Source organism: Pseudomonas sp. dw_612 (assembly GCF_018449725.1).
GTDB lineage: Bacteria > Pseudomonadota > Gammaproteobacteria > Pseudomonadales > Pseudomonadaceae > Aquipseudomonas.
Genome location: NZ_JAAVVC010000010.1, coordinates 20,413 through 47,014, shown reverse-complemented (window position 1 = coordinate 47,014; position 26,602 = coordinate 20,413). Strand labels below are relative to the sequence as shown.

The window sequence follows — 26,602 nt, the reverse complement described above, 5'->3', positions numbered from 1 at the left end:
CTCCTACAGGGATTGGGATGTTCAAGGTCATGAGCACGCCCGTTTGAGCGGCGCTGCTACCAGCCGATCACGGAACTCCAGATAGTGCTTGAGCACCTGCACCGGCGCTTCAGTCTGCGGGTAGTGACCAATGCCCGGCAGCAGCACGGTGTCAGGATCAGGGATCAGCTCCCGATAACGCTCGACCATGTGCGCCCCGGAAATCGGATCGACCTCGCCATCGATCACCCGCAACGGCACGTTGCCGCGCTGCATGGCGCTGACCCAGCGATCGCGCTGGACTCGCCGCTCCGGAATGTAGCCGATCAATTTATGCATGATCCGCGGCCCGCGATTGCTGTCGATCAGGCTCCAGAAATCATCCATTTCGCTTTCGGTGGGCCGGGTCTGGGGACCAAATATCTGCCGGAAACTTTTCACCAGCGCATCGCGGGTAAAGGCCCGGCCGATCATCCAGCCCAAGGGGCTGAGCAGCAATTTTTGCGTCAGCAGCGGGCGATGGGTTTCAGGGAACAGGCCACCATTGAGAAACACGCAACTGGCGATATCAATCCGCGCTTCGTGATGCCGGGCCAGCAGTTCCTGGGCCACGCTGTCACCGTAATCGTGGGCCAGCAGGTGCACCGGCTGCTCGATGTTCAGATGATCGAGCAAGGCCTGTTGCAAGTCGGCTTGCTCCAGCAGGCTGTACTCGTGATTCACCGGTTTGGCCGAATCGCCGAAGCCGAGCATGTCGCAGGCAATCACCCGATAACGCTGCGCGAGCGGCTGCCACAGGTAATGCCAGTCCCAACTGGCGGTCGGAAAGCCGTGGATCAGCAACAGCGGCTCACCCTGCCCGGCCGTCCAGTAGCGGATGGCCTGGCCACGGAATACGAAGGTCTGGCCGCGTTTGCGCCAGACACACAGCGGGATCTCGGCGAGTGGCATCAGAGTTTATAACCCGGGTCTTGTTTATCGAGTTTGCGCAGCAGCGCCGGCCAGGCCAGCGCGCCACCCATCCCTTGAGCGCTTTTGGTGACGCCGGCGATCATCGCCTTGGCGCCCGCCAGAATCTGCGGCTCGATGGCGATCAGCTCGGCGCCACCGTTTTGTGCGAGCACCTGGATATCGCAGGCGCGCTGGAAGGTGAACATCATCAAAAAGGTGTCGGCGATGGTGCCGCCACAGGTCAGCAGACCGTGGTTGTGCAGCATCAGGAAATTGTTTTCACCGAGGTCGGCTTGCAGTCGCGCCTTCTCTTCGTGGTTCAGCGCAACGCCTTCGTAGGCGTGATAAGCCAGGCTGGACAGCACAAACAACGACTGCTGGCTGATCGGCAAGATGCCCTGCTTCTGCGCCGAAACCGCCACCCCTGCGGCGGTGTGGGTATGCAGCACGCAGACCACGTCGTGACGCACTTCATGCACGGCGCTGTGGATGGTGTAGCCCGCCGGATTGATCTCGTAGGGGCTGTCCATCAGCTTGTTGCCGGCCTGATCGACCTTGACCAGGCTCGACGCGGTGATCTCATGAAACATCAGGCCGAACGGGTTGATCAGGAAGTCTTCGGTGCCCGGCACCTTGGCGGAAATATGGGTAAAGATCAGATCATCCCAGCCATGCAGAGCGACCAGGCGATAGCAGGCCGCCAGATCGACGCGGGTCTGCCACTCGGCGGCACTGACCTGGTCTTTGACACTGTGGGGGGATTGGACGGGGGCGACACTCACGGCAAGAACCTCCTGGTTTTTATTATTTTTGCTCACGTGTCAGCAGTCTAGTCAGCCCCCGGAATTCGTGTAGTTGCATTCGCAGCCAGCTTGATGGCCTAGCGAGTCAGCGACGGAATGAGCTTGGATCCATGTCAAAGCACCGACGCCAATAAGGGTGCCGCGAACAGATTCAGCAACCCTGTCAGAACCATGACCAACCCCGCCACCGAGCCCTCTTCACCGCCCACCTCATGGGCTCGACTGACCCCTGCGCCGTGCGCGCCGACACCAAACAAGGCCCCCCGCGCCAGGGCGCTGCGCAGCGGCAACCACTTGAGCAGAATGCCGCCAAGCATCGCGCCGAATACCCCGGTGAACATCACAAATACCGCGGCCAATTCCGGCACACCGCCCAGGTCGTGAGCCAGCGGCATGGCGAACGGTGTGGTGATAGAACGAGGTACCAGCGACATCGTCACCGAGCTGTCCAGGGCCAGCGCTTTGGCCAGACCGAACGAACTGCCGATGGACGCCGCACTGCCCGCGAGCATCCCAAGCAGCAAGGCCGACCAGTGCCGCGCCAACATCTGCCGCTGCTGCCAGATCGGCACAGCGAACGCCACGGTGACCGGGCCCAGCACCAGCATCAGCCAATGGGTGTTGCTCGAATATTCGGCATACGCGGTGTGCAGCGGCACGGCGAGGGCCAGTAGCAGAACCGGGACCAGAATCAGCGGCGACAATAAATAACGACCCGTGCGCCGGTAGATCCAGCGACTGAACAAATAGGCGAGCAACGTGAACGCCAGCCAGAACATTGGCATCAGTTCAAGCTTCATGGGGCCTCCTCAATCGCACGACCAGCTCCACGGTAAACGCCGTCACCAGCATCACCATCAACGTGCTGACGCCGATCACCAACAAAATCCGCCAGCCGTCGTCACGCAGCAGGCCGCCGTAATCGAGCAGGCTCATTAACGCGGGAATAAAGAACAACAGCATCTCGGCCATCAACAACCCGGCGCCCATCTGCAACGCCGCGGGTTTCACCCAACCGAACGCGAACGCCAGCAGCAACAACACCATACCGATCACGCCTCCCGGTATCGGCCAGGCAAACCAGGCGGCCAATTGGCAGCCGAGCAGGTAGATCGCCAGCAGCACGGCCAGCTCGGCGATCAGTCGCGAAAGGTATTTAAAGGTTGCTGATTTCATGGTTTCGGTCCTCACATGCGCTCATTTTACGGAGCGGGCTGCTATCCCCGAAGCGAATTGTTAGACTCAACGTCATTCCAAAATGGAATTCAGCCCATGGAATTCAAACAGCTGCGCAGTTTCATCGAAGTGATGCACCAGGGTGGTTTCACCCAGGCAGCCAAGACGTTGCACATCAGCCAATCGGCCGTGAGCAAGCAGGTCGCCCAACTGGAGCAAAGCCTCGGCACTCCGCTGCTCGAACGCCTCGGTTCGCAGTTGCGCCTGACCGCCGCCGGCAGCGTGGTCCTGCAACGGGCCGAAGGCATGCTGCGCCTGCGCAACGAATTGCTCAGCGAACTGGATGATTTGAGCCAACTGGCCCGTGGAGAATTGCGCCTGGGGTTGCCGCTATTGGGCAGTGACGCATTGTTTGCCGGGTTGTTCGCCGAATACCGGCGGCGCTACCCGAACATCAGCGTTCAATTGCTCGAGGGCGGCAGCCGGAACATCGAACAAGCGGTGTTGAGCGGCGAACTGGAGCTGGGCGGAAGCTTGCTGCCGAAGGATCCGCAATTCGCATTCCAGCCGTTCTGCGATGAACCGCTGGACGCACTGCTACCGACCGATCATCCGCTGGCAACGAAGACCGCAATTGGTCTGGAGGAATTGGCCGACACACCCTTCCTGCTGTATCAGCGCAGCTTCGTGCTCAATGACCGCTTGCTTCAGGCCTGCCAACAGTTGGGGTTTACGCCCAAAGAAGGCGGGCGCAGCGGCCAGGCGGACTTTCTCGCGGCGCTGGTGGCCGCCGGGCAAGGCGTGGTGCTGCTGCCCAGTGTGGTTGCGCGTGGGCTGGTGCGGCCAGGCGTGGTGCGTCTGACCTTGAACGCACCGGCGTATCTGCGCTGGGACATTGCCTTTATCTGGCGCCAGGGCGCGTACCTGTCAAAAGCCGCCCAGGCCTGGCTCGCGTTGCTGCGCGAGCGTCCGGTCAGCCCCGCAGAGCGCTGACCAACTCCGCCAGCCAAGGCTCGGCGTCGGTTTCCGGGGTGACGCTTTCGCTGGCATCCAGACGCAGCATCGGCAGCACTTCACGCAGACCCAGCTCGGCGAACAATTCGCGCATCTGCTCACCACCGCCGCAGAACGTATCGCCATAACTCGCATCGCCCAGGCCGATCACTGCGCCCGGCAAACCACGCCAGGCGCCAGGCAACTGATCGCGAATCATCGAGTACAACGGTTGCAAATTGTCCGGCAACTCGCCCATGCCCGTGGTCGAGGTCACGGCCAGGAAGGCGTCGGGGCCGAACGCCTGAACGTCAGCCAGGCTGGCCCGGGGGTTGTGCCAGGTCTCGAAACCGGCTTCTTTCAAAATAGTCGCGGCGTGCCGGGCGACTTCTTCAGCCGTGCCGTACACCGAGCCGGAAAGGATGGCGACTTTCATCAATCTGATCCTGAAGCTGTAAAAGATGGGCGATATTAACAGCCCCGGCAAAAAACCTGTGATTGCCTCGCCATTTGGGCTGGTGGCCAGTAGACAGTCTTTATTGTTCTTCTAGAATGCAGCGCTCAATCAACTTGGAAAGGATTCTCTGATGATCAATGCACAGCTACTGCAAATGGTGATCAACGCCTCCCACGACGGCATCGTGATTGCCGAGAAGGAAGGCGAGCAAGACAACGTCCTGATTTACGTCAACCCGGCCTTCGAACGTCTGACCGGGTATAGCAGCGAAGAAATCCTTTACCAGGACTGCCGTTTCCTGCAAGCCGGCGACCGGGATCAAGAAGCCTTGGCGACGATTCGCCAGGTACTGGCCAATGACGGCTCGTGTCGTGAAGTGCTGCGCAACTACCGCAAGGACGGCACGCCGTTCTGGAATGAGCTGTCCCTTTCGACGGTTAAAAACGAAAGCGACGGACAAACGTACATTGTCGGTATACAAAAAGATGTGACGGTTCAGGTCAAGGCGCAGCAGCGAGTGACGCAGCTTGAAGCGCAGGTGGCCGAATTGCAGGCCGAGCTGACGGCGCTCAAAACGACGAACGGCCAAAACAAAACTGCGAATTAATTGTCATTAACTACAATCACCGATGACTTTGTAACTTTTATTTACGAGCAAGCCATGCAACGCGACGCACTCTTGACCCAGGATGAGCTGGATTTTATCCAGACCATGCAGCACAACCCGCAGCTCAATGTGCGGGATGCAACGTCGAGCCTGCTCGTCAACGGTGGATCGCAGATCCGGGACCTGCTCACGCGCCTCGCCGCCCATGAACAGGTCACCATCCAGGCCAACTTCGAAAATCAGCAAATGACCTTCCCGCTGCACTTGGTGGAAGATGAGTTCCACGCGCTGCATTTGCGCTTGGGCGTACCGAGCATTTTTGAAGACGGCCCGATGGTTCGACCATGGCGCCTGACACTCGAGGAGCCGGTCGCGCTGGAGAATGCCAAAGGGCAGCCGGGTACGATGTGGGTCCACGAAGTCTCGTTCAAAGGGGTGTTGCTGGAAGTCCGTAACAAGACCAAACCGCCGAAGCATTTCGCGTTGTGGTTCAGCCCTTCAGGCTACGAACGGATCGCGTTGCGCGGCACGTTCGAACGGGAAACCGAGCAAGGCTTTTTCGCCTACCAGCTCAGCCAAAGCGACAAGGACGAAACCGAGCGTCTGCGTCAGTTCATCCTTCAGCAACATCGCCTGACTCATCCCGCATTCCACGTCTGAGCCTCAAGTATCCAGGGTGCCCGCCAGGAACTGCTTCAGACGCTGGCGCATCAACAAACCTTCGTTACCCAGACAACCGACCGACGACCCGGCCAGGCTTTCCTGCGCCAGGTCCGATGCGTCACCGGCGAGTATCAGCAGGCAATCCAGACTCATGGCCAGGCGATTCAGACGTCGTGGCAACTCGGGGGCGGGGACGTGATTGGAAAACAACACCAGCGCCTGGGGCTTGATTCTTTCGCAGATCAGGGTCAGTTCATCGAATGGCTGGCCGATCGTGAGCACCCGCACACCCGAATCAGCCCCACTCAAAAACAGCGCAGCCACCAGCAATTCCAGTTCGCGGCACTGACCGGCCAATGCGCTGACAACGATCCGGCGCGGCGATGTATCACGTATCAGTAGCAGACGCTGCGCCACGCGTGATCGCAGAAACCCATCGAAGAACAACCATTCGCTGGTCTGACCGAACATCTCCTGACGCTGCAACAGTTGCTTCCAAAGCGGCATCAGAATGTCTTGAAACACCACCGGCAGTGAGTAGCTGGAAAAAACCTGCCCGTACACCCGCTCCAGTTGAGCTTCGTCAAACGCGCTGATCGCGGCCTGGACCTGCTGCTGCCATTGGGCGTAGTCGGCCAGGACCAGTTCATTGGGGATGATCTGCGCAAGCACTTTGAGCGGTTCGGTCTTCGCCAGGATCTTGCCGACCTTGCTCACCGCCACGCCACGGTCGATCCACCCCAGGATGCTGCGAACCGTCTCGATATCGGCCATGGAGTAGAGCCGGTGCCCGCTTTCGGTGCGCGTCGGTTGAATCAGGCCATACCGACGTTCCCATGCTCGCAGCGTCACCGGGTTGATGCCGGTAAGACGGGCCACTTCTCGAATCGGAAAAAGCTCTTCCCGCTCAAGAGAACCTGCTGGCATCAAGCTAGGGACAACGTCAGTCAGGGCTGGCATTTGTGGGTGATCGTCCGTGGTCGAATTGGATCCCATTTAACGCCTAACCCCAGCAATCATTCAAGTTGTTGATGGATGACAAGCGCGATATTGATGGATGACGAATGCCACTGGTGTTATTCGGATAATCAGGAATAATCCTTGCTTGTTCCGCAACGTAGCCCACTACCCCGGCGCTGCGTTTGGCGAAGTTCCTACCCGGAGCGACGCGTTTGTCACATGGAGATACAAAATGTCTACCTCCCCCGTCACGCTAATGGTGGCGCGCCGCGTTGCCGATGGACGTTATCAGGACCTGATCGTCTGGTTGCGTGAAGGCGAACAACTGGCTACCGACTTTCCCGGTTATCTCGGCTCTGGCGTTCTGGCTCCGCCGCCCGAGGATGACGAATTCCAGATTATCTTCCGTTTCGTCGACGAGCAGACCTTGCACGCCTGGGAGCATTCCGCCTCGCGTACCGCCTGGCTGGGCCGCGGCAGCGACTTGTTCGCCCATCCGACAGAGCATCGGGTCAGCGGCATCGAAGGCTGGTTCGGTGCGGCCGGCCAACGTCCGCCGCGCTGGAAACAGGCTGTGGCAATCTGGCTGGCTTTCTTCCCGGTCTCGCTGTTGTTCAACTTCGTCCTGGGGCCGTTGCTCGGCGAAATGAGCCTGTTGCCTCGCGTGCTCATCAGCACGTTGTGCCTGACGCCCCTGATGGTCTATTTCTTTATTCCGCTGTCGACCCGTTTACTGGCCAACTGGCTGCACAGTACGCCGGCGCGACCTTTGCCGGCTGCGCCCACCCCTCAGAACCGCTAATACCCTTGCAGGAGCAAGGCTTGCCAGCGATGAACGATGACGCGGTCTGACAGAAAGACCGAGTCGTCTCAATCGCGAGCAAGCTTTGCTCCTACAGGTGTCGTAGGTGAACGCTTGCCGTCGCTGGTATAGTTTTGCTCTCACCGCGACGCGAGCTGTTCATGACCTCTTCCGCAGCCCCCATCCTCATTACCGGTGCCGGCCAGCGTGTCGGCCTGCACTGTGCGCAGCGTTTGCTCGACGACGGCCACCGCGTGATCTTCAGCTACCGCAGCGAACGCCCCGGCGTACAGGTATTGCGCGATCTGGGCGCGACGGCGGTGTTCGCGGACTTCTCCAGCGAAGCCGGTATCCTTGCGTTCATCAGCGAACTGAAAACCCACACCGACAGCCTGCGGGCGATTGTCCATAACGCCTCCGAATGGCTGGCTGAAACCCCGGACACCGACGCACAGGCATTTACCCGAATGTTCTCTGTGCATATGCTCGCGCCCTACCTGATCAACCTGCATTGCGCCGACTTGCTCGAACGCTCGAGCCCCGCCGACATCGTGCACATCAGCGACGACGTGACCCGCAAGGGCAGCAGCCAACACATCGGCTACTGCGCCAGCAAAGCCGGGCTCGACAGCCTGACCCTGTCCTTCGCGGCGAAATACGCGCCGACGATCAAGGTCAACGGCATCGCGCCAGCCCTGCTATTGTTCAATCCCGACGACGACGCGGCGTACCGCGCCAAGGCTTTGGCCAAGTCCGCGCTGGGCATCGAACCCGGCAGCGAAGTGATCTACCAAAGCCTGCGTTATTTGCTCGACAACCCTTATGTCACCGGCACGACCCTGACCGTCAACGGCGGACGGCACGTCAAATAAGCTGCCCCCGCGAGGATGTAACATGTCGTTATCCCTGCCCCAGAACGCCTTATCCCAGAGCTATCGCGAAATCCTCATCGGCCTCGGTGAAAATCCCGACCGCGAAGGCCTGCAAGACACCCCGATGCGCGCCGCCAAAGCCATGCAGTACCTGTGTCATGGCTACGAGCAAAGTGTCGAGGAGATCGTCAACGGCGCGCTGTTTTCCTCCGATACCGACGAGATGATCATCGTCGCCGACATAGAGCTCTATTCGTTGTGCGAGCATCACATGCTGCCCTTCATCGGCAAGGCGCATGTGGCTTATATTCCGACAGGCAAGGTGCTGGGCCTGTCGAAGATTGCGCGGCTGGTGGACATGTTCGCCCGTCGCCTGCAGATTCAGGAAAACCTCACCCGGCAGATCGCCGACGCGGTGCAGCACGTCACGGACGCCGCCGGTGTCGCCGTGGTGATCGAGGCGAAGCACATGTGCATGATGATGCGCGGCGTCGAGAAACAGAATTCGACCATGAACACCTCAGTGATGCTTGGCGCCTTCCGCGAGTCGAGCAACACCCGCCAGGAGTTCCTGCAATTGATTGGACGGAGCAAGTAGCAATGCCACAACTTCAACCAGGAATGGCGCGCATCCGGGTCAAGGACCTGTGCCTGCGCACCTTCATCGGCATCAACGAGGACGAAATCCTCAACAAGCAGGATGTGTTGATCAACCTGACCATCCTGTACGCGGCGCAAGAAGCGGTGCGCGACAACGATATCGATCACGCGCTGAACTACCGCACCATCACCAAGGCGATCATCGCCCACGTGGAAGGCAATCGCTTTGCCTTGCTCGAACGCCTGACCCAGGAAATTCTCGATCTGGTCATGGTCAACGAGTCGGTGCTGTACGCCGAAGTGGAAGTCGACAAACCCCATGCCCTGCGATTTGCCGAGTCGGTGTCGATCACGCTAGCGGCGAGCCGCTAAGCTTCAAGCTTCAAGCTTCAAGCTTCAAGCTTCAAGCTTCAAGCGGTAAGCTAACGGCCAACACATCCCAACTTGCAGCTTGAAGCTTACCGCTTACCGCTGTCTCGCAGAGACCCCTATGACCGATCAACAACGCCTGGAACTTGAAGCCGCCGCCTTTCGCCGGTTGGTTGCCCATCTGGACAGCCGCAAGGACGTGCAGAACATCGACCTGATGAACCTCTCGGGTTTCTGCCGCAACTGCCTGTCCAAGTGGTACAAGGCCGCCGCCGACGAACGTCAGATCGAGGTCAGCCTCGAGGACGCCCGCGAAGTGGTTTACGGCATGCCGTACGCCGAGTGGAAAGCCCAATACCAGCAAGAAGCCAGCGCCGAACAACAAGCGGCGTTCGCCAAAGGAAAACCCAATGAGTGATTTGAACACCCTGCGCGCCAGCCTCAACGGCGGCGAACACGCTTTCGCCGACACCCTGGCCTTCATCGCCGCCGGTTACGACTACCAGCCGCAAGCCTTCAACAACGGCGGCGTGGAAAACGCTGCCGGGCAGAACGAAGGTTCGTGCAAAACCCTGGGCCTGGCGCTGCTGGAAGGCTTGAGCGACAAAGAGGCGCTGTTGGCGTTTGGCGAGCATTACCGTTCGGTGGCGGCCACGCCTGAGGGCAGCGATCACGGCAATATCCGCGCGCTTATGGCCCATGGTCTGGCCGGTGTGAAATTCACTCAGCAGCCGCTGACTCGTCGCTGATTCACGCGAGAGCAAAATCAAAAGATCGCAGCCTTCGGCAGCTCCTACGGGTGTACGTATTCCCCTGTAGGAGCTGTCGAAGGCTGCGATCTTTTTGCTGCTACAGCACATCCCGACTTTTAAGATTGACCCGGCGACTTTATTTCGTTTGCCCGGCACCACTGCTCACGGCTTAGATAAAAAGAAGCAACCCTTCTTCCGAGTCAGGTACCCATGAGCAGCGAGTCCATCAGCCAGTCGATCAACGTCGTGCATCCCGTCACCCTCAGCCACGGCAAAAACGCCGAGGTCTGGGACACCGAGGGCAAACGCTACATCGACTTTGTCGGCGGCATCGGCGTGCTGAACCTCGGTCACTGCCACCCGCGTATCGTCGAGGCCATTCGCGAACAAGCCACCCGGCTGACCCACTACGCGTTCAACGCCGCCCCGCATACGCCCTACATCGAACTGATGGATCGTCTGACCGCGTTCATTCCCGTGGACTACCCGGTCAGCGGCATGCTCACCAACAGCGGCGCGGAAGCGGCCGAAAACGCCTTGAAGATCGTGCGTGGCGCCACCGGCCGCACAGCTGTCATCGCGTTTGACGGTGCTTTCCACGGTCGCACCCTGGCCACCCTCAACCTCAATGGCAAAGTCGCGCCCTACAAACAGAAAGTCGGCGTGCTGCCAGGCCCGGTGTATCACCTGCCCTTCCCGAGCAAGGACAACGGCGTGACCTGCGCCGAGGCCTTGAAAGCCATGGATCGGCTGTTCAGCGTCGAGATCGACGTTAATGACGTCGCGTGTTTTATTCTGGAACCGGTGCAGGGTGAAGCGGGTTTCCTGGCGATGGACGTGGAATTCGCCCAGACATTGCGGCGCTTCTGTGACGAGAAAAACATCCTGCTGATCGCCGACGAAATCCAGTCCGGGTTCGGCCGCACCGGCGAACGTTTTGCCTTCTCGCGACTGGGCATTGAGCCCGACCTGATCCTGCTCGCCAAAAGCATCGCCGGCGGCGTACCGCTGGGGGCGGTGGTCGGGCGCAAGTCATTGCTCGACACCTTGCCCAAGGGCGGGCTGGGCGGCACGTATTCGGGTAACCCGATCGCCTGCGCCGCGGCACTGGCGACCCTGGACGAGATGACCGATGCGAACCTGCAGGCCTGGGGTTCGCAGCAGGAAGAAGCCATCGTCAGCCGCTACGAAGCCTGGCGCGCCAGCAAAGTTTCGCCGTATCTGGGGCGGTTGACGGGCGTCGGGGCGATGCGCGGCATCGAGCTGACCAACGCCGATGGTTCACCGGCATCTGCGCAGTTGACGCAGTTGTTGGCCCTGGCACGGGACGCGGAGTTGCTGTTGATGCCCAGCGGCAAGTCGCGAAACATCATTCGGCTGCTGGCGCCGCTGACCATTGAGGCGGCGGTGCTGGAGGAAGGGCTGGATATTTTTGAGGCTTGCATCAAGAAATTGACCTGATCACGCATTCCCTTGTGGGAGCGAGCTTGCTCGCGAAAGCGGTGTGTCAGTCAATATCAATATCGACTGATGCACCGCTTTCGCGAGCAAGCCCGCTCCCACAGGGGTGCAGGGTTGGCTGTGAAATCGTGGGCACAAAAAAACCGGCCAAGGCCGGTTTTTTCATTTCAACGCTATCAGAACTTAACGTTCTGCAAATCGTCGAGGTAACGCTCAGCGTCCAGAGCAGCCATGCAACCCGCACCGGCCGAGGTGATCGCTTGACGGTAAACGTGGTCAGCCACGTCACCGGCAGCGAAGATGCCTTCCAGGTTGGTTGCAGTGGCGTTGCCTTCACGGCCGCCGTGCACTACCAGGTAACCGTCTTTCAACGTCAGTTGGCCTTCGAACAGCGACGTGTTCGGCGTGTGGCCGATGGCGATGAATACGCCGTCTACTGTCAGTTCGTCGAAGCTGCCGTCGTTGTTCTTCAGGCGAGCACCGGTCACGCCCATGTTGTCGCCCAGGACTTCGTCCAGGTTCGAGTTCAGCTTGAGGATGATCTTGCCTTCGGCAACCCGGGCATTCAGTTTGTCGATCAGGATCTTCTCGGCACGGAAGGTTTCGCGACGGTGGATCAGGGTCACGGTGCTGGCGATGTTGGCCAGGTACAGCGCTTCTTCAACGGCAGTGTTACCGCCACCGACCACAGCCACTGGCTTGTTGCGATAGAAGAAACCGTCGCAGGTCGCGCAGGCCGACACGCCTTTGCCCATGAACGCTTCTTCCGACGGCAGGCCCAGGTAACGAGCGCTGGCGCCGGTGGCGATGATCAGGGCGTCGCAGGTGTAAGTGGCGCTGTCACCGGTCAGGGTGTACGGCTTGGCAGCGAAGTCCACGGCATTGATGTGATCGAACACGATCTCGGTTTCAAAGCGCTCGGCGTGCTCTTTCATGCGGTCCATCAGCGCCGGGCCGGTCAGGCCATGGACGTCGCCCGGCCAGTTGTCGACTTCGGTGGTGGTGGTCAGTTGACCGCCGGCCTGCATGCCAGTGATCAGCAACGGCTTGAGGTTGGCACGGGCGGCATACACCGCGGCGCTGTAACCGGCAGGGCCGGAACCGAGAATAATCACTCGCGAATGACGGACTTCAGACATGACCTGCTCCTGTTAACCGGCCCGAATACTGGCGCGGAACGCCGGGTTTGCCGGCGGGAATAAAAAAGGACTGTTGAAAGCACTTGGGGAAGGCTTGAGCTCGACAGTCCTGTAAAAAGAATGGGTGCAGCGTATCGAGGGGGCGAAGATTAAGGAAATACGGTTTAACAATCCAGCTCATAGGCGGTCTCTATCCCGTTACAGTGATTTTATAGACGCCTTTGTTACAGTGAATGTCGATGCCAATGCTGCGCTTTCACCCGCCCGGCAAAGTCGGTAAGGTCGGCGCGTTTACCCTTTGCTCGGAGCACGCTATGCCCGCCCCTGTTCTGTCCGGCCCGCAATACCTGCGCGAAGGCCTCAAACTGGTCCTGAGCCCAGGCCTGCGTTTGTTCGTGTTGTTGCCGCTGATGATCAACCTGGTGCTGTTCGTCGGATTGATTTACCTGGCCGGCCACCAATTCAGTCTGTGGGTCGATACGCTGATGCCCTCCCTGCCCGACTGGCTGAGTTTCCTCAGTTACATCCTCTGGCCGATATTCGTGGTGCTGGTGGTGCTGATGGTGTTCTTCACCTTCACCCTGCTCGCCAACGTCATCGCCGCGCCGTTTAACGGCTTCCTCGCGGAGAAAGTCGAAGTGGTGGTGCGTGGCACCGATGACTTCCCGGCGTTCAGTTGGGGCGAGCTGATTGAGATGATCCCCCGGACTCTGGCCCGGGAGATGCGCAAACTCGGCTACTTCCTGCCCCGAGCCATCGGGCTGTTCATCCTCTCGTTCATCCCGGTGGTGAATATCGTCGCCGCACCGCTGTGGCTGCTGTTCGGCGTGTGGATGATGGCGATCCAGTACATCGACTACCCGGCGGACAACCACAAGCTGGGCTGGAACGAGATGCTCGCCTGGCTGCGCGAGAAGCGCTGGCAGAGCATGAGTTTTGGCGCAAGTGTTTACCTGGTGCTGCTGATTCCGGTGGTCAACATCCTGATGATGCCGGCCGCCGTGGCCGGGGCGACGCTGTTCTGGGTGCGTGAGCGCGGTGCGGAAAACCTGATGCCCCAGCGCTCGGTCATAAATCCATCATCGCATTGACACAATGACGACACGGCCTCAGCGGACACTGAGGTCATGACGACAGCTCTGCATATCACTCTGATCACCGAAACCTTCCCTCCGGAAATCAATGGCGTGGCCAATACCCTTGGCCGCTTGTGCGATGGTTTGCGCGCGCGCGGGCATCAGGTCGAGCTGGTGCGGCCGCGTCAGGGTTGTGATCGGGAGTTGGGCAGTGACGACGCATTGCTGCTGTGTCGCGGCTGGCCGCTGCCGGGTTATCCCGGGTTGCAGTGGGGCCAGTCGTCGATGCACAAGTTGCTGCGACGCTGGAAACGCCATCGCCCCGACGTGCTGTACATCGCCACTGAAGGGCCGCTGGGTTTATCGGCATTGCGCGCCGCGCGGCGCCTGGGGATTTCGGTGGTCAGTGGCTTTCACACCAACTTCCAGCAGTACTCGAGCCAGTACGGGCTCGGTCTGCTGACGCGCTTGCTGACCCACTACCTGCGCTGGTTTCACAACCGCTCGACCCTGACCCTGGTGCCCAGCGTCAGCCAACGTCTGGAGCTGGAGCGTCGGCAATTCGAACGCCTGGCGCTGTTGTCCCGAGGCGTCGACAGCCAATTGTTTCACCCAGCCAAACGCCTGAACGCGCTGCGTGAGCAATGGGGATTAACTGACGATGACATCGCCGTCATTCACGTCGGACGCCTGGCACCGGAAAAGAACCTGGGCTTGCTCAAACGCAGTTTCGACGCACTGAAGGCGACGTATCCACAGCGCAACTTGAAGCTGATCGTAGTCGGCGACGGTCCTTTACGGATCACGCTGGAGAAGGAATTGCCCGAGGCAATCTTCTGCGGCTCACAGCGCGGCGAAGCCTTGGCCAGTCACTATGCGTCAGGGGATGTGTTTCTGTTTCCGAGCATGACCGAAACCTTCGGCAATGTGGTGCTTGAGGCGCTGGCCTCGGGGTTGGGTGTGGTGGCGTACGATCTGGCGGCGGCGGGTCAGCACATTCGTCACGGCTATAACGGCGTGCTGGCAATGCCCGGGGATGAGGCGGCGTTCTGTGATGCGGCGCGCTGGTTGCTGGAGGAACGGGAAACCTTGCGCTGCATGCGGCTGAATGCACGCCAGCATGCGAGTCGCCAGGGATGGGCGGCGATTATCGAGCAGTTTGAGGGGCAGTTGCGGGGGGCTTGTGTCGGGGAGCAGGTGGTGCCGAACGCGTCGATTTTGCCCTGATTTTCAGTGACTGTTAGTAAGCCTTCGCGAGCAAGCCCGCTCCCACATGAGATCAAATGTGGGAGCGGGCTTGCTCGCGAAGGGGCCCTTCCAGTCGCTACTTAAACCAACGTCATCAACGCCTCACGGCTGAACGGCAGAATGTCTTCCTCGCGACCGTCACGCACTTTCTGCGCCCAGTCCGGGTCGACCAACAACGCACGACCGACGGCCACCAGATCAAACTCATCGTTATTCAAACGCTCCAGCAGTTTTTCCAGGCTGGCCGGTTGGGCGATCTTGTCGGTGTTGACCATAAACTGCAGGAACTCGCCGTCCAGGCCAACGCTGCCCACAGTGATGGTCGGCTTGCCGGTGAGTTTACGGGTCCAGCCAGCCAGGTTCAGTTCAGAACCGTCGAACTCCGGCTCCCAGAAACGTCGAGTCGAGCAGTGGAAAATGTCCACGCCGGCGTCGGACAACGGCTTGAGGAATTCGCCCAAGGCTTCCGGCGTTTGCACCAGGCGTGCGGTGTAATCCTGCTGCTTCCATTGGGAGAAACGGAAGATGATGGGGAAGCCTTCGCCCACCGCCGCGCGCACGGCCTGAATCAATTCGATGGCGAAACGCGAACGGTTGGCCAGGCTGCCGCCGTATTCGTCGGTACGCTGGTTGGTGCCTTCCCAGAAGAACTGGTCCACCAGATAACCGTGGGCGCCGTGGATTTCCACGCCGTCCATGCCGATACTCTGGGCGTCTTTGGCCGACTGGGCGAACGCAGCAATCACGTCCTGGATATCCTGTTTAGTCATGCCGTGAACCACGACCTGACCGTCCTTGAGTTTTTCCGACGGGCCGTAACCTGGGACGCTGGCGTCCGGCTCGGTGCCGATGCGACGCACGCTGCCCACATGCCACAGCTGCGGAACAATCTTGCCGCCTTCGGCGTGCACCGCGTCGACAACCTTCTTCCAACCGGCCAGCGCCGCTTCACCGTAGAAGTGCGGCACGTTCGGGTAGCCGTTGGAGGCCTTGTGCCCGACGGTGGTGCCTTCGGTGATGATCAAGCCCACGCCGGCCGCAGCACGGCGACGGTAGTATTCGATCACTTTGGAATTGGGTACGCCGCCTGGGGAAAAGGAGCGGGTCATCGGCGCCATGACGACGCGGGTCGGCAGTTCGAGGGTGCCGAGGTGGAACGGTTTGAACAAGGCTTTGACGGGCATGGGACGCTCCACGGGAAAATGACTTTATGACGAGGATAATATGGAGAGTCGCAAGCCTTGAACAGCACTATTGATTTGGGTGATTAAGAGTCAAAAGCAAAAGATCGCAGCCTTCGGCAGCTCCTACGCGGGAATGTGAACACCCGTAGGAGCTGCCGAAGGCTGCGATCTTTTGATGTTTTTTCAGCTCAGCGCTTTTTCAATCGCATGGATAATTGTCGGATCATCCGGCGCGGTACGCGGCGAAAAGCGCGCCAAGACACGCCCGTCTTTACCGAGCAGGAATTTCTCGAAGTTCCAGGTGATGTCGCCCGGAAACTCCGCACCCTCGCCCGCCAGCAAACGGTACAACTGATGACGGTCATGGCCGTTGACTTCCAGCTTGCTGGACAACGGAAAGGTCACGCCATAGTTGAGACTGCAGAAGTCCTGAATCTCTTGCTCAGTGCCCGGCTCCTGTCCCGCGAACTGGTTGCACGGCAAGCCGAGCACGCTGAAGCCCTGGCCCTTGTATTGCTGATAGAGGTTTTCAAGTGCCGCGTACTGTGGGGTCAAGCCACATTTGGAGGCAACGTTGACCACCAGCACGACGTGCCCCTTGAAGGGCGCCAGAGGTAGCTCCTGACCATCCAGGGCTGTCAATTTAAGGTCGTGGAAAGCACTCATGACGAACTCCAAATTCCCGTGTTCTTCTCGAAACAGCCACTTGGCGGTGCCGCCTGGGACAGCCGCGGACTAAAAAGGCGCCCTCGGGCGCCTCTCCAGTTCTCTGAGCTTAGCGCAGAAATCAGTGGTGATGGCCACCTTCGCCATGGACGTGACCATGAGCGATTTCTTCCTGGCTGGCGTCACGGATGTCGATGATCTTGACCTGGAAATTCAGGCGCTGACCGGCCAACGGGTGGTTGCCGTCAACGGTGACATCGTCGCCGTCCAGGTCACGAATGGTGACAATTTGCATCTGACCGTCCGGTGCGGAAGCGTGGAACTGCATGCCCACTTCCAGTTCGTCGACGCCTTCGAACATGCTGCGGCTCAGAGTGCTGACCAGTTCGGCAGCGTATTCGCCGTAGGCATCTTCAGGTTCTACGGCAACCGTCAGTTCGTCACCGACGGTTTTGCCTTCCAGGGCTTTTTCCAGGCCCGGGATGATGTTACCTGCGCCTTGCAGGTAGACCAGCGGCGCGCCGCCGGCGGAGCTGTCGATGACCTCACCAGCGTCGTTGGTCAGGGTATAGTCGATGGAGACAGCCTTATTGGCGGCGATCAGCATGGGGCGAGACCTTTTGCAGAAGAATATAGAAAGAGCGAGTTTAGCGAAGCAATCGCCCGAAAGCGAACACAACCCGGACAGACGGATCGCCATGAAACCCTCAACGGTCACAGGCTTTCATCAAGACGAGGATGGCCATTGGGTGGCCGAGCTATCCTGCGGCCACACCCAGCACCTGCGCCATCAGCCGCCCTGGCAATCCCGGGCCTGGGTCCTGGACCCGGCGCAACGTATTGAAAAAATAGGCCAGCCCTTTGCTTGCGGTTGGTGCGCACAAGGCTCGGTTAGCGATAACCTTGGCGACTGAATTTCGGTAGACGACCAGCCATAGGCCGTCACCATTGCCATGCACCTCCAGAGAATCCGCATGCAAACTTTTTTTATCGCGCCCACCGATTTTGGTGTGGGTCTGACCTCCATCAGCCTCGGGCTGGTGCGTACCCTTGAGCGAGCCGGGCTGAAAGTCGGCTTTTTCAAACCGATTGCCCAGCCCCATCCGGGCGACACCGGCCCCGAGCGTTCCACCGAACTGGTGGCGCGCACCCACGGCCTCAAGCCGCCGCAACCGCTGGGCCTGGCCCATGTTGAGCGCATGCTCGGCGACGGCCAACTGGATGAGTTGCTCGAAGAAATCATCACCCTGTATCAGCAGGCCGCCGTGGGCAAAGACGTGCTGATCGTCGAGGGCATGGTGCCGACCCGCAGCGCCAGTTACGCCGCGCGGGTCAATCTGCACTTGGCCAAGAGCCTTGATGCGGAAGTGATTCTGGTCTCGGCGCCGGAAAACGAAGTGCTGACCGAACTCTCCGGCCGGGTGGAATTGCAGGCGCAATTGTTCGGCGGACCGAAAGACCCGAAAGTCCTCGGCGTGATCCTCAACAAGGTCAAGACCGATGAAAGCATGGAGGCCTTCGCTTCACGTCTGAAGGAACACTCGCCGTTGCTGCGCAGTGGTGACTTCCGCCTGCTCGGCTGCATTCCCTTCCAGCCGGAATTGAACGCCCCGCGCACCCGCGATGTGGCCGATCTGATGGGCGCGCAGATTCTCAATGCCGGTGACTACGAAACCCGGCGCATGACCAAAATCATCATCTGCGCCCGCACCATGCGCAACACCGTGGAGCTGCTCAAGCCCGGCGTGCTGGTGGTGACGCCGGGCGATCGCGACGACATCATCCTCGCCGTCAGCCTCGCCGCCATGAACGGCGTGCCCCTGGCTGGCCTGTTGCTGACCAGCGACACCCTGCCCGACCCACGGATCATGGATCTGTGTCGTGGCGCCTTGCAGGCGGGCCTGCCGGTGTTGTCGGTGAGCACCGGCTCCTACGACACCGCCAACCAGTTGAACGGCCTGAACAAGGAAATCCCGATCGACGACCGCGAGCGTGCGGAGATCATCACCGACTTCGTCGCCAGCCACCTCGACGCCAAGTGGCTGCATCAGCGTTGCGGCACACCACGGGAAATGCGCCTGTCGCCCGCCGTGTTCCGTTATCAATTGATCCAGCGCGCCCAGGCCGCCAACAAGCGCATCGTGTTGCCCGAAGGCAGCGAGCCGCTGACCGTGCAAGCCGCCGCGATTTGCCAGGCCCGTGGCATCGCCCGCTGCGTGTTGCTGGCCAAACCGGCCGATGTCGAAGCCGTGGCCCGCGCCCAGGGCATCGAGTTGCCGCCAGGCCTGGAGATTCTCGACCCGGACCTGATTCGCGGCAATTACATCGAACCGATGGTGGCCCTGCGCAAGAGCAAAAGCCTCAACGCGCCGATGGCCGAGCAGCAACTGGAAGACACCGTGGTGATCGGCACCATGATGCTGGCGCTGGACGAAGTCGATGGCCTGGTGTCCGGGGTCATTCACTCCACCGCCAATACCATTCGCCCGGCTCTTCAGCTGATTAAAACCGCACCGGGCTGCACGCTGGTGTCGTCGGTGTTCTTCATGCTGTTTCCAGAAGAAGTATTGGTTTACGGCGACTGTGTGATGAACCCGCACCCGAGCGCCAGCGAACTGGCCGAGATCGCGTTGCAAAGCGCCGACTCGGCGGCGGCGTTCGGCATCACACCGCGCGTCGCGATGATCAGCTACTCCAGCGGTGAATCCGCCAGTGGCGAAGAAGTCGAGAAGGTCCGTGAAGCGACGTTGCTCGCCCACGAACAACAACACTCGCTGCTGATCGACGGCCCGTTGCAGTACGACGCCGCGGCCAACGAAGCCGTCGCTAAGCAATTGGCGCCGAACAGTCAGGTGGCCGGTCGCGCCACGGTGTTCGTGTTCCCGGACCTGAACACCGGCAACACCACCCACAAAGCCGTGCAGCGCAGCGCCGATTGCGTGAGCCTCGGGCCAATGCTGCAAGGCCTGCGCAAACCGGTGAACGACCTGCCGCGCGGCGCGCAAGTCGACGACATCGTCTACACCATCGCGTTGACCGCGATTCAAGCTGCCAACCGACCTATGGATCTTTAAATGCTGGATTTCCTGCCTGCCGCCGTGCGCGGTGTGATTGCCTCGTTATTGCTGGCCCTGAACACCATTCTGCTGTGCTCGTTTCTGTTCCTCGTGGCGCTGTTCAAAGTGCTGCCCTTCGCCCTCGCCCAGCGCTTCACCCGTTGGTTGATGAGCCACACCCACGAAGCCTGGATCAGCAACAACAAGGCCTGGATGAATCTGGTCTGCCGCACCCGCTGGCACCTCAGCGGTCTCGAGGGGCTCGACTATCAGCACTCGTACTTGATCACCAGCAACCACCAGAGCTGGGTCGACATCATGGTCCTGCAATACGTGCTCAACCGTCGTATCCAGCCGCTGAAGTTCTTTCTCAAGCAAGAGCTGATCTGGGTCCCGGTGATTGGCCTGGCCTGGTGGGCGCTGGGGTTTCCGTTCATGAAACGCTACTCCAAGGCCTATCTGGAAAAACACCCGGAGAAGAAAGGCAAAGACCTGGAAACCACGCGCAAGACCTGCGACAAATTCCGCAACAACCCGGTGGGGATTTTCAACTTTGTTGAAGGCACGCGGTTTACTGAAGGCAAGCATGCGCAGCAGAAATCACCGTTCAAGTACCTGCTCAAGCCGAAGGCAGGTGGCATTGCGTTTGTGCTGGATGCGATGGGTGAACAGCTTGAGTCCATCGTCAACGTGACCATTCACTATCCGGGTGGGCGTCCAGGTTACTGGGATCTGCTTTGCGGGAACGTGAAGGACGTGGTGGTGCATTTCCAGGAACTGAAGATTCCACCGCAGTTCATTGGCAAGAATTACGACCAGGATGGCGAGTATCGATTGCAGTTCCAGGGCTGGATTAATCAGCTGTGGGAAGACAAGGATGCGTTGTTGGGGCAGATGCATCGCGAATTCCCTGACCGCCGCTGAACCCATGTGGGAGCGGGCTTGCTCGCGAAAGCGGTGTGTCAGTCGACAACAATGTTGAACGTCAGTCCGTATTCACGAGCAAGCCCGCTCCCACATTTTGAAATCACCAGGCTCAAAAAAACCCGCCGATGATCACTCATCGGCGGGTTTTTTATGACCGGCTAACGCTTAGATCGCGCCACGCTGACGCAGCAGATCCAACACTTGCTTGACGCTTTCTTCCAGCGACAGCGACTGGGTGTCGACCACAAGGTCGGCGTCCAGCGGTACGTCGTACGGGAAGGAGTCGCCCGGGATGTTGTCGCCACCGGCGGCGTACAGCCCTTGCGGATCACGCTCGGCACACACCGTCGGCGAGGCCTGGACGTAAACGGTCAGCAGACGCTCCTTGCCGATCAGGTCCTTGGCTTGTTCACGACCTTCGGCACTCGGCGCAACGAACGCCGCCAACGTCAGCAAACCGGCTTCGTTGAACTGACGCGCCACATGAGCGGCACGACGCCAATTCTCATTACGTCCGGCACGATCCAATGGCAGGCCTTTGTTCAGGTCATGACGCAGGTTCTGCCCATCCAGTACAAACACCGCCCGGCCCATGTCAAACAACTTGCGTTCAACCGCGTAAGCCAGGGTGCTTTTGCCGGCGCCGGACAAGCCGCTGAACAACACGGTGGTCGGCTGCTGGCCGAAGCGCTGGGCACGCTCCTCGGTGGCTACATGGGCCGATTTGCCATGGTGCGTGCTGCTGCCATGCGCCAACGGCTGAGCGATGATCATGCCAGCGGCGACGGTGCCATTGGTCAAGCGATCGATCACGATGAACGAACCGGTGGTGCGGTTGCTCGCGTAGCCATCCAGTGCGATGGCAGCGTCGAGGCTGACCTTGACCCGGCCGATCTCGTTCAGGTTCAACGAACTGGCCGGACCTTCTTCCAAAGTGTTCACGTCAACGCGATTGACGATGCTGGTGATCGAACCCGGCACGTAGGACGTGGCGCGCTTGATGTCGTATTTCTTGCCCGGCAGCATCGGTTCTTCGGCCATCCACACCAGCATGGCGTCGAAGGCGTCAGTCACTTGCGGCAGGTTATCGGCGTGCACCAGCAAATCGCCACGAGAAATGTCGATCTCGTCTTCCATGGTCAGCGTCACCGCTTGACCCGGGCCAGCATGCTCCAGCTCACCTTCGAAGGTGACGATGGATTTCACGCGGCTGCTCTTGCCCGACGGCAGCACCACGATTTCGTCGCCCTTGTGCACGATGCCGCTGGCCAGGGTGCCGGCGAAACCACGGAAGTTCAGGTTCGGACGGTTGACGTACTGCACCGGGAAACGCAAGTCGGTGTAGTTGCGATCGTTGGCAATCTCGACGGTTTCGAGAATTTCCATCAGCGACTGGCCGGTGTACCACGGCGAGCGCTCGGACTTGTTCACCACGTTGTCGCCCTTCAGAGCGGACATCGGCACGAAGGCCATGGTGGTCGGCTTGAACGCGATGCCGTCGGCGAACTTCAGGTAGTCGGCCTTGATCGACTCGAACACAGTTTCGTCGAAGCCGTTGAGGTCCATCTTGTTGATGGCGACCACGATGTGCTTGATGCCGAGCAACGAGGCAATGAAGCTGTGGCGGCGGGTCTGGGTCTGCACGCCGTAACGGGCATCGACCAGGATGATCGCCAAGTCACAGGTGGACGCACCGGTGGCCATGTTGCGGGTGTACTGCTCATGGCCAGGGGTGTCGGCGATGATGAATTTGCGCTTGGCGGTGGAGAAATAACGGTAAGCGACATCAATGGTGATGCCCTGCTCCCGCTCGGCCTGCAAGCCGTCGACCAGCAAGGCCAGGTCGATGTCTTCACCGGTGGTGCCGACTTTTTTCGAGTCACGGGTGATGGCTTCCAGGTGATCTTCGTAGATCATCTTGGAGTCGTGCAGCAAGCGCCCGATCAGGGTGCTCTTGCCGTCGTCGACGTTGCCACAGGTCAGAAAGCGCAGCATTTCCTTGCGTTCGTGCTGGCCCAGGTAGGCGAGGATGTCCTCGCTGATCAAATCAGATACGTGACTCATTGCATTCGAGCTCCAAGCTGTAAGCTTCAAGCGGCAAGCTTGTCGGCGTACAGCTACTCAGAAATTTTGTTGATCAAGCCGCATAGCATTCTTGAAAGCTCGCGGGTTTCTTTAATCCAATCGTCAGCCAGAAGATCAGCAATGTAGGCAATATCACGGCCGATGAGGATCTGAGTGCGCAACTCACCACACGAAGCTTTTGCCACCCAAAGAAAATGTACTTTTTCCTTGGCACCGCAACGCTCCATCCCTTCAGCAATATTGGAAGGCACCGATAGTGCGGAGCGGGTAATTTGATCCTTGAAACCAAAATCCCCACATCTCGCAAACTCTCTATAGATCCTTACCGCCAAACACTTGCTTCTCTGCCAGACAATCAGCTTCTCGAAATCCATTGCGAGTCATCCGTAACGGCTCGCAGCAACCGGCCACAAGCACCAAACTACAACGTTACGCATACCGCCCTTAACTTGCAGCTTGCCGCTTGTAACTCAAAGCTTAGAAATACCCCTGACGTTTCTTTTCTTCCATCGAGCCTGCGCCATCGTGATCGATGACCCGGCCCTGGCGTTCGGAAGTTCGCGTCAGGAGCATTTCCTGAATGATGTCGGTCAGGCTGGTGGCCTCGGACTCGACCGCACCGGTCAACGGGTAGTCACCCAGCGTACGGAAACGCACCTTTTTCTTGACGATGCGCGCCTTGTCTTCGTCGCTCAGGTGATTGAGCAGGCGTTCGTCGTCGATCATGATCCAGGTGCCATTCATCTCGATAACGTCGCGCTCGGCGGCGAAATACAGCGGCACGATCGGGATGCCTTCGAGGTAGATGTACTGCCAGATGTCCAGTTCGGTCCAGTTCGACAACGGGAATACACGAATGGATTCGCCCTTGTTGACGTTGCCGTTGTAGACGTTCCACAACTCTGGACGCTGGTTTTTCGGGTCCCAGCGGTGCTTGGTGTCACGGAAGGAATACACGCGCTCTTTGGCACGGGACTTCTCTTCGTCACGACGGGCGCCACCGAAAGCGGCGTCGAAACCGTACTTGTCGAGGGCCTGTTTGAGGCCTTCGGTCTTCATGATGTCAGTGTGTTTGGCACTGCCGTGGGTCAGCGGGTTGATACCCTGCGCAACGCCATCGGGGTTGACGTGCACCAGCAGGTCCAAGCCGAGTTCTTCGACCATACGGTCGCGGAACGCGTACATTTCCTTGAACTTCCAGCGGGTGTCGACGTGCATCACCGGGAACGGCAGTTTGCCCGGGAAGAATGCCTTGCGCGCAAGGTGCAGCATCACGGCGGAGTCTTTACCGACGGAGTACAGCATCACCGGGTTATCGAACTCGGCGGCGACCTCGCGGATGATGTGGATGCTTTCGGCCTCCAGCTGTTTCAGATGCGTCAGTTTGTCGACCATGGCTACTCACGAAAACGATCTTATGGACGGCCAGCGGGCCGTGTTCGAGCGGGGAATCCTAGCACAGCGCCCCCTTCTAATCAGGACGCCAACTAGATCGAAAGGGTATATGAATATACCCCCTCGTTTGGCCTCACCCATACCGGGCTCTTTGAAACCTTACCTCTGTAGGAGCTGCCGAAGGCTGCGATCTTTTGACTTTGATTTTAGGATCAAAAGATCGCAGCCTTCGGCAGCTCCTGGAGGAGATAGCATTGCGCTCAGGAGTCAGATCGGGTTCGGGCAATCGATGAAGATGTGTTCAACGGCAAAGCGTCGCGCCAGGTAATCGCCCAATGCCTGCACGCCATAACGCTCGGTGGCGTGATGCCCGGCGGCGATGAAGCTGATGTCATTTTCCCGGGCGCTGTGAAAGGTCTGCTCGGACGCTTCGCCACTGAGGTACAGATCGACACCGGCCAACACCGCCTGATCGATATAGCCCTGGCCACCACCGGTGCACCAGCCGACGCGACGAATCATCGCGTTGCCTTCAATCAGCAACGGCTCGCGACCCATGACTTCCTGCACGCGACGGGCAAAATCCCGGGGGCTCATCGGTTCGCTCAGCGAGCCGACCAGGCCGACGACTTTCAGGTTGTCCGGGTCCAGCGGACCTTCGACGGTGATGTCCAACTGACGTGCAAGCTGCACGTTATTGCCAACGTCCGGGTGCAGATCCAGCGGCAAGTGATAAGACAGCAGGCTGATGTCGTGCTTGAGCAGGGTTTTCAACCGGCGCTGCTTCATGCCGGTGATGCACGGGTTCTCGCCCTTCCAGAAATAACCGTGATGCACCAGCACCAGATCGGCCTTGGCCTCGACTGCCGCGTCCAGCAGCGCCTGGCTGGCGGTGACGCCGCTGACGATGCGCATCACTTGCGGACGACCTTCGACCTGCAAGCCATTCGGGCAGTAGTCGGCGATCTTTGAACTGTTAAGGTAACGGTCGGCTTCTTCGACCAGGGTGCTCAGGGCGACGGCCATAAAAGACTCCTAAATATCCCGTTCAGAGGCACGCTCGCCTCGTATAATGCGCGACATTATGGGCGGTCTCATACCACCTGCAACCTTTCCAGGACTTGCTTAATGCTTAAGGCGCTGCGTTTTTCCGGCTGGCCGCTGTTGGCCGGCGTGCTTATCGCTCTGTTGATAATCCAGCGTTACCCGCAGTGGGTCGGGCTTCCGAGCCTCGACGTCAACCTGCAGCAAGCTCCGCAAACCACCAGCGTGCAACAGGGGCCGGTGTCTTATGCCGACGCCGTGGTGATCGCCGCGCCGGCGGTGGTCAACCTGTACACCACCAAAGTCATCAACAAACCGAATCATCCGCTGTTTGAAGATCCGCAGTTCCGCCGCTTCTTCGGCGACAACTCGCCCAAGCAAAAGCGCATGGAGTCGAGCCTCGGTTCCGGCGTGATCATGAGCCCGGAAGGCTACATCCTGACCAATAACCACGTGACCACCGGCGCCGACCAGATTGTCGTGGCGCTCAAGGATGGCCGCGAAACCCTGGCCCGCGTCATCGGCAGCGACCCGGAAACCGATCTGGCGGTCTTGAAAATCGACCTGAAAACCCTGCCGTCGATCACCATCGGCCGCTCCGACAACATCCGCATCGGTGACGTCGCGCTGGCCATCGGCAACCCGTTCGGCGTCGGCCAGACCGTGACCATGGGCATCATCAGCGCCACCGGGCGTAACCAGTTGGGCCTGAATAACTACGAAGATTTCATCCAGACCGACGCCGCGATCAACCCCGGCAACTCCGGCGGTGCGCTGGTGGATGCCAACGGCAACCTGACCGGCATCAACACCGCGATCTTCTCCAAGTCCGGCGGTTCCCAAGGCATCGGTTTCGCGATCCCGGTGAAACTGGCGATGGAAGTGATGAAGTCGATCATCGAACACGGCCAGGTGATTCGTGGCTGGCTCGGGATTGAAGTGCAGCCGCTGACCCAGGAACTGGCGGAATCGTTTGGCCTGTCCGGGCGTCCGGGAATTGTGGTGGCGGGGATTTTCCGCGACGGCCCGGCACAGAAGGCCGGCCTGCAACTCGGTGATGTGATCCTCAGCATTGACGGCGAACCCGCGGGCGATGGCCGTCGCTCGATGAACCAGGTGGCGCGGATCAAACCGACGGACAAGGTTTCGATTCAGGTGATGCGTAACGGCAAGGAGTTGAAGCTGAGCGCGGAGATTGGCCTGCGTCCGCCGCCGGCGCCGGTTAAAGAAGAAGAGTAAGCACACACCACAAAACCAATGTGGGAGCGGGCTTGCTCGCGAAAGCGGAGTGTCAGTCACATCACTGCTGGATGTGCTGCCGCCTTCGCGAGCAAGCC

Annotated in this window: 30 protein-coding genes; 16 read left to right on the top strand and 14 right to left on the bottom strand. The window is 59.6% G+C overall.

The genetic code is table 11. The features are described 5' to 3' along the window. Positions 1–27: 27 nt before the first annotated feature. From HB680_RS16825 to HB680_RS16810, 4 genes are all read right to left on the bottom strand, one after another. Positions 28–930, bottom strand: a complete 903-nt coding sequence (locus HB680_RS16825) for an alpha/beta hydrolase (RefSeq protein WP_213939730.1) — start codon at positions 928–930, stop codon at positions 28–30. Then, positions 930–1,712, bottom strand: a complete 783-nt coding sequence (locus HB680_RS16820; RefSeq protein WP_054049827.1) for a class II aldolase/adducin family protein — start codon at positions 1,710–1,712, stop codon at positions 930–932. The genes HB680_RS16825 and HB680_RS16820 overlap by 1 nt, the downstream gene beginning before the upstream one ends. 134 nt (positions 1,713–1,846) lie before the next feature. Continuing rightward, complete coding sequence (locus HB680_RS16815) at positions 1,847–2,533, bottom strand: LrgB family protein (RefSeq protein ID WP_213939729.1); 687 nt, start codon at positions 2,531–2,533, stop codon at positions 1,847–1,849. Then, positions 2,523–2,909 carry a CidA/LrgA family protein gene (locus HB680_RS16810; protein WP_213939728.1) on the bottom strand — a complete coding sequence of 129 codons (387 nt, stop codon included), beginning with the start codon at positions 2,907–2,909 and terminating at the stop codon, positions 2,523–2,525. The genes HB680_RS16815 and HB680_RS16810 overlap by 11 nt, the downstream gene beginning before the upstream one ends. A 96-nt stretch (positions 2,910–3,005) precedes the next feature. Here HB680_RS16810 and HB680_RS16805 point away from each other — a divergent pair, with 96 nt between their 5' ends. Next, positions 3,006–3,902, top strand: a complete 897-nt coding sequence (locus HB680_RS16805) for a LysR family transcriptional regulator (RefSeq protein ID WP_213939727.1) — start codon at positions 3,006–3,008, stop codon at positions 3,900–3,902. Here HB680_RS16805 and HB680_RS16800 read toward each other — a convergent pair. After that, positions 3,883–4,338: a flavodoxin gene (locus HB680_RS16800; RefSeq protein WP_213939726.1), complete on the bottom strand. Its 456-nt coding sequence runs from the start codon at positions 4,336–4,338 to the stop codon at positions 3,883–3,885. The genes HB680_RS16805 and HB680_RS16800 overlap by 20 nt on opposite strands. A gap of 151 nt (positions 4,339–4,489) precedes the next feature. On the opposite strand from HB680_RS16800, the gene HB680_RS16795 reads away from it, so the two are divergent. Together HB680_RS16795 and HB680_RS16790 are read left to right on the top strand one after the other, a co-directional pair. Next, positions 4,490–4,966, top strand: coding sequence for a PAS domain-containing protein (locus HB680_RS16795; RefSeq protein ID WP_213939725.1), 477 nt, complete (start codon positions 4,490–4,492; stop codon positions 4,964–4,966). Between the two features lie 54 nt (positions 4,967–5,020). Next, positions 5,021–5,626, top strand: a complete 606-nt coding sequence (locus HB680_RS16790; protein ID WP_213939724.1) for a hypothetical protein — start codon at positions 5,021–5,023, stop codon at positions 5,624–5,626. 3 nt (positions 5,627–5,629) lie between these two features. Here the strand turns inward: HB680_RS16790 and HB680_RS16785 are convergent, their stop codons facing one another. Beyond that, on the bottom strand, positions 5,630–6,589 hold the full coding sequence (locus HB680_RS16785; protein ID WP_213939867.1) for a MerR family transcriptional regulator: 960 nt from the start codon (positions 6,587–6,589) through the stop codon (positions 5,630–5,632). A gap of 232 nt (positions 6,590–6,821) precedes the next feature. On the opposite strand from HB680_RS16785, the gene HB680_RS16780 reads away from it, so the two are divergent. The 7 genes from HB680_RS16780 to HB680_RS16750 all read left to right on the top strand — a co-directional run bounded on the left by HB680_RS16780 (position 6,822) and on the right by HB680_RS16750 (position 11,445). Then, the gene (locus HB680_RS16780; protein ID WP_213939723.1) at positions 6,822–7,391 is read left to right on the top strand and encodes an antibiotic biosynthesis monooxygenase; all 570 of its coding nucleotides are present in this window, start codon (positions 6,822–6,824) and stop codon (positions 7,389–7,391) included. Positions 7,392–7,552: 161 nt separating this feature from the next. Further along, on the top strand, positions 7,553–8,263 hold the full coding sequence (gene folM, locus HB680_RS16775) for a dihydromonapterin reductase (protein WP_213939722.1): 711 nt from the start codon (positions 7,553–7,555) through the stop codon (positions 8,261–8,263). A 22-nt stretch (positions 8,264–8,285) separates the two neighbouring features. Beyond that, complete coding sequence (gene folE / locus HB680_RS16770; protein WP_213939721.1) at positions 8,286–8,861, top strand: GTP cyclohydrolase I FolE; 576 nt, start codon at positions 8,286–8,288, stop codon at positions 8,859–8,861. A gap of 2 nt (positions 8,862–8,863) precedes the next feature. Then, entirely contained in the window at positions 8,864–9,235 is a 372-nt protein-coding gene (gene folX, locus HB680_RS16765) for a dihydroneopterin triphosphate 2'-epimerase (RefSeq protein ID WP_054049847.1), read from the top strand. A gap of 118 nt (positions 9,236–9,353) precedes the next feature. Next, positions 9,354–9,650, top strand: coding sequence for a DUF1244 domain-containing protein (locus HB680_RS16760; protein ID WP_213939720.1), 297 nt, complete (start codon positions 9,354–9,356; stop codon positions 9,648–9,650). Beyond that, complete coding sequence (locus HB680_RS16755; RefSeq protein WP_213939719.1) at positions 9,643–9,981, top strand: HopJ type III effector protein; 339 nt, start codon at positions 9,643–9,645, stop codon at positions 9,979–9,981. Before HB680_RS16760 ends, HB680_RS16755 begins: the two co-directional genes overlap by 8 nt. A gap of 213 nt (positions 9,982–10,194) precedes the next feature. After that, entirely contained in the window at positions 10,195–11,445 is a 1,251-nt protein-coding gene (locus tag HB680_RS16750; RefSeq protein ID WP_213939718.1) for an aspartate aminotransferase family protein, read from the top strand. A gap of 176 nt (positions 11,446–11,621) precedes the next feature. Here the strand turns inward: HB680_RS16750 and trxB are convergent, their stop codons facing one another. Continuing rightward, positions 11,622–12,584 carry a thioredoxin-disulfide reductase gene (gene trxB, locus HB680_RS16745; RefSeq protein WP_213939717.1) on the bottom strand — a complete coding sequence of 321 codons (963 nt, stop codon included), beginning with the start codon at positions 12,582–12,584 and terminating at the stop codon, positions 11,622–11,624. 314 nt (positions 12,585–12,898) lie between these two features. On the opposite strand from trxB, the gene cysZ reads away from it, so the two are divergent. After that, entirely contained in the window at positions 12,899–13,675 is a 777-nt protein-coding gene (gene cysZ / locus HB680_RS16740) for a sulfate transporter CysZ (protein WP_213939716.1), read from the top strand. A 36-nt stretch (positions 13,676–13,711) separates the two neighbouring features. Then, positions 13,712–14,887 (top strand): glycosyltransferase family 1 protein, encoded by a 1,176-nt coding sequence (locus tag HB680_RS16735; RefSeq protein ID WP_213939715.1) that lies wholly within the window; start codon positions 13,712–13,714, stop codon positions 14,885–14,887. A 101-nt stretch (positions 14,888–14,988) separates the two neighbouring features. On the opposite strand, the gene HB680_RS16730 is transcribed toward HB680_RS16735, so the two are convergent. From HB680_RS16730 to HB680_RS16720, 3 genes are all read right to left on the bottom strand, one after another. Further along, on the bottom strand, positions 14,989–16,092 hold the full coding sequence (locus HB680_RS16730; RefSeq protein WP_054049862.1) for an NADH:flavin oxidoreductase: 1,104 nt from the start codon (positions 16,090–16,092) through the stop codon (positions 14,989–14,991). A 183-nt stretch (positions 16,093–16,275) separates the two neighbouring features. Next, complete coding sequence (locus tag HB680_RS16725) at positions 16,276–16,758, bottom strand: glutathione peroxidase (protein WP_213939714.1); 483 nt, start codon at positions 16,756–16,758, stop codon at positions 16,276–16,278. Positions 16,759–16,879: 121 nt separating this feature from the next. Next, a complete protein-coding gene (locus HB680_RS16720) occupies positions 16,880–17,365 on the bottom strand; it encodes a peptidylprolyl isomerase (RefSeq protein ID WP_008150718.1) in 486 nt (161 codons plus the stop codon). Here HB680_RS16720 and HB680_RS16715 point away from each other — a divergent pair. From HB680_RS16715 to HB680_RS16705, 3 genes are read left to right on the top strand one after another with little or no spacing between them, the layout of a single operon-like run. Then, the gene (locus HB680_RS16715; RefSeq protein ID WP_213939713.1) at positions 17,334–17,672 is read left to right on the top strand and encodes a DUF3565 domain-containing protein; all 339 of its coding nucleotides are present in this window, start codon (positions 17,334–17,336) and stop codon (positions 17,670–17,672) included. The genes HB680_RS16720 and HB680_RS16715 overlap by 32 nt on opposite strands. A gap of 60 nt (positions 17,673–17,732) precedes the next feature. Then, positions 17,733–19,832, top strand: a complete 2,100-nt coding sequence (gene pta, locus HB680_RS16710; protein ID WP_213939712.1) for a phosphate acetyltransferase — start codon at positions 17,733–17,735, stop codon at positions 19,830–19,832. After that, a complete protein-coding gene (locus HB680_RS16705) occupies positions 19,833–20,738 on the top strand; it encodes an acyltransferase (protein WP_213939711.1) in 906 nt (301 codons plus the stop codon). A 168-nt stretch (positions 20,739–20,906) separates the two neighbouring features. Here the strand turns inward: HB680_RS16705 and cysN are convergent, their stop codons facing one another. From cysN to HB680_RS16685, 4 genes are all read right to left on the bottom strand, one after another. Further along, positions 20,907–22,805, bottom strand: a complete 1,899-nt coding sequence (gene cysN, locus HB680_RS16700; protein ID WP_213939710.1) for a sulfate adenylyltransferase subunit CysN — start codon at positions 22,803–22,805, stop codon at positions 20,907–20,909. A 53-nt stretch (positions 22,806–22,858) separates the two neighbouring features. Next, positions 22,859–23,200, bottom strand: coding sequence for a four helix bundle protein (locus tag HB680_RS16695; protein ID WP_213939709.1), 342 nt, complete (start codon positions 23,198–23,200; stop codon positions 22,859–22,861). 103 nt (positions 23,201–23,303) lie between these two features. Beyond that, the gene (cysD, locus tag HB680_RS16690; protein WP_010463281.1) at positions 23,304–24,221 is read right to left on the bottom strand and encodes a sulfate adenylyltransferase subunit CysD; all 918 of its coding nucleotides are present in this window, start codon (positions 24,219–24,221) and stop codon (positions 23,304–23,306) included. A gap of 267 nt (positions 24,222–24,488) precedes the next feature. After that, the gene (locus HB680_RS16685; RefSeq protein WP_213939708.1) at positions 24,489–25,247 is read right to left on the bottom strand and encodes a Nif3-like dinuclear metal center hexameric protein; all 759 of its coding nucleotides are present in this window, start codon (positions 25,245–25,247) and stop codon (positions 24,489–24,491) included. Positions 25,248–25,349: 102 nt separating this feature from the next. On the opposite strand from HB680_RS16685, the gene algW reads away from it, so the two are divergent. After that, complete coding sequence (gene algW / locus HB680_RS16680; protein ID WP_201200607.1) at positions 25,350–26,504, top strand: Do family serine endopeptidase AlgW; 1,155 nt, start codon at positions 25,350–25,352, stop codon at positions 26,502–26,504. The last annotated feature ends 98 nt before the right edge of the window (positions 26,505–26,602 follow it).

Bases quoted from the DNA above. Each gene is read 5' to 3' on its own strand.
- HB680_RS16755 (WP_213939719.1), top strand. From the start codon at position 9,643: ATGAGTGATTTGAACACCCTGCGCGCCAGCCTCAACGGCGGCGAACAC.
- HB680_RS16810 (WP_213939728.1), bottom strand. From the start codon at position 2,909: ATGAAATCAGCAACCTTTAAATACCTTTCGCGACTGATCGCCGAGCTG.
- HB680_RS16685 (WP_213939708.1), bottom strand. From the start codon at position 25,247: ATGGCCGTCGCCCTGAGCACCCTGGTCGAAGAAGCCGACCGTTACCTT.
- algW (WP_201200607.1), top strand. From the start codon at position 25,350: ATGCTTAAGGCGCTGCGTTTTTCCGGCTGGCCGCTGTTGGCCGGCGTG.
- HB680_RS16705 (WP_213939711.1), top strand. From the start codon at position 19,833: ATGCTGGATTTCCTGCCTGCCGCCGTGCGCGGTGTGATTGCCTCGTTA.
- HB680_RS16785 (WP_213939867.1), bottom strand. From the start codon at position 6,589: ATGCCAGCCCTGACTGACGTTGTCCCTAGCTTGATGCCAGCAGGTTCT.
- HB680_RS16800 (WP_213939726.1), bottom strand. From the start codon at position 4,338: ATGAAAGTCGCCATCCTTTCCGGCTCGGTGTACGGCACGGCTGAAGAA.
- HB680_RS16760 (WP_213939720.1), top strand. From the start codon at position 9,354: ATGACCGATCAACAACGCCTGGAACTTGAAGCCGCCGCCTTTCGCCGG.
- HB680_RS16795 (WP_213939725.1), top strand. From the start codon at position 4,490: ATGATCAATGCACAGCTACTGCAAATGGTGATCAACGCCTCCCACGAC.
- HB680_RS16825 (WP_213939730.1), bottom strand. From the start codon at position 930: ATGCCACTCGCCGAGATCCCGCTGTGTGTCTGGCGCAAACGCGGCCAG.
- HB680_RS16695 (WP_213939709.1), bottom strand. From the start codon at position 23,200: ATGGATTTCGAGAAGCTGATTGTCTGGCAGAGAAGCAAGTGTTTGGCG.
- trxB (WP_213939717.1), bottom strand. From the start codon at position 12,584: ATGTCTGAAGTCCGTCATTCGCGAGTGATTATTCTCGGTTCCGGCCCT.
- cysZ (WP_213939716.1), top strand. From the start codon at position 12,899: ATGCCCGCCCCTGTTCTGTCCGGCCCGCAATACCTGCGCGAAGGCCTC.
- HB680_RS16720 (WP_008150718.1), bottom strand. From the start codon at position 17,365: ATGCTGATCGCCGCCAATAAGGCTGTCTCCATCGACTATACCCTGACC.
- HB680_RS16780 (WP_213939723.1), top strand. From the start codon at position 6,822: ATGTCTACCTCCCCCGTCACGCTAATGGTGGCGCGCCGCGTTGCCGAT.
- folM (WP_213939722.1), top strand. From the start codon at position 7,553: ATGACCTCTTCCGCAGCCCCCATCCTCATTACCGGTGCCGGCCAGCGT.
- HB680_RS16730 (WP_054049862.1), bottom strand. From the start codon at position 16,092: ATGCCCGTCAAAGCCTTGTTCAAACCGTTCCACCTCGGCACCCTCGAA.
- pta (WP_213939712.1), top strand. From the start codon at position 17,733: ATGCAAACTTTTTTTATCGCGCCCACCGATTTTGGTGTGGGTCTGACC.
- HB680_RS16735 (WP_213939715.1), top strand. From the start codon at position 13,712: ATGACGACAGCTCTGCATATCACTCTGATCACCGAAACCTTCCCTCCG.
- HB680_RS16725 (WP_213939714.1), bottom strand. From the start codon at position 16,758: ATGAGTGCTTTCCACGACCTTAAATTGACAGCCCTGGATGGTCAGGAG.
- folX (WP_054049847.1), top strand. From the start codon at position 8,864: ATGCCACAACTTCAACCAGGAATGGCGCGCATCCGGGTCAAGGACCTG.
- HB680_RS16750 (WP_213939718.1), top strand. From the start codon at position 10,195: ATGAGCAGCGAGTCCATCAGCCAGTCGATCAACGTCGTGCATCCCGTC.
- HB680_RS16805 (WP_213939727.1), top strand. From the start codon at position 3,006: ATGGAATTCAAACAGCTGCGCAGTTTCATCGAAGTGATGCACCAGGGT.
- HB680_RS16790 (WP_213939724.1), top strand. From the start codon at position 5,021: ATGCAACGCGACGCACTCTTGACCCAGGATGAGCTGGATTTTATCCAG.
- cysN (WP_213939710.1), bottom strand. From the start codon at position 22,805: ATGAGTCACGTATCTGATTTGATCAGCGAGGACATCCTCGCCTACCTG.
- HB680_RS16815 (WP_213939729.1), bottom strand. From the start codon at position 2,533: ATGAAGCTTGAACTGATGCCAATGTTCTGGCTGGCGTTCACGTTGCTC.
- folE (WP_213939721.1), top strand. From the start codon at position 8,286: ATGTCGTTATCCCTGCCCCAGAACGCCTTATCCCAGAGCTATCGCGAA.
- HB680_RS16715 (WP_213939713.1), top strand. From the start codon at position 17,334: ATGGAGACAGCCTTATTGGCGGCGATCAGCATGGGGCGAGACCTTTTG.
- cysD (WP_010463281.1), bottom strand. From the start codon at position 24,221: ATGGTCGACAAACTGACGCATCTGAAACAGCTGGAGGCCGAAAGCATC.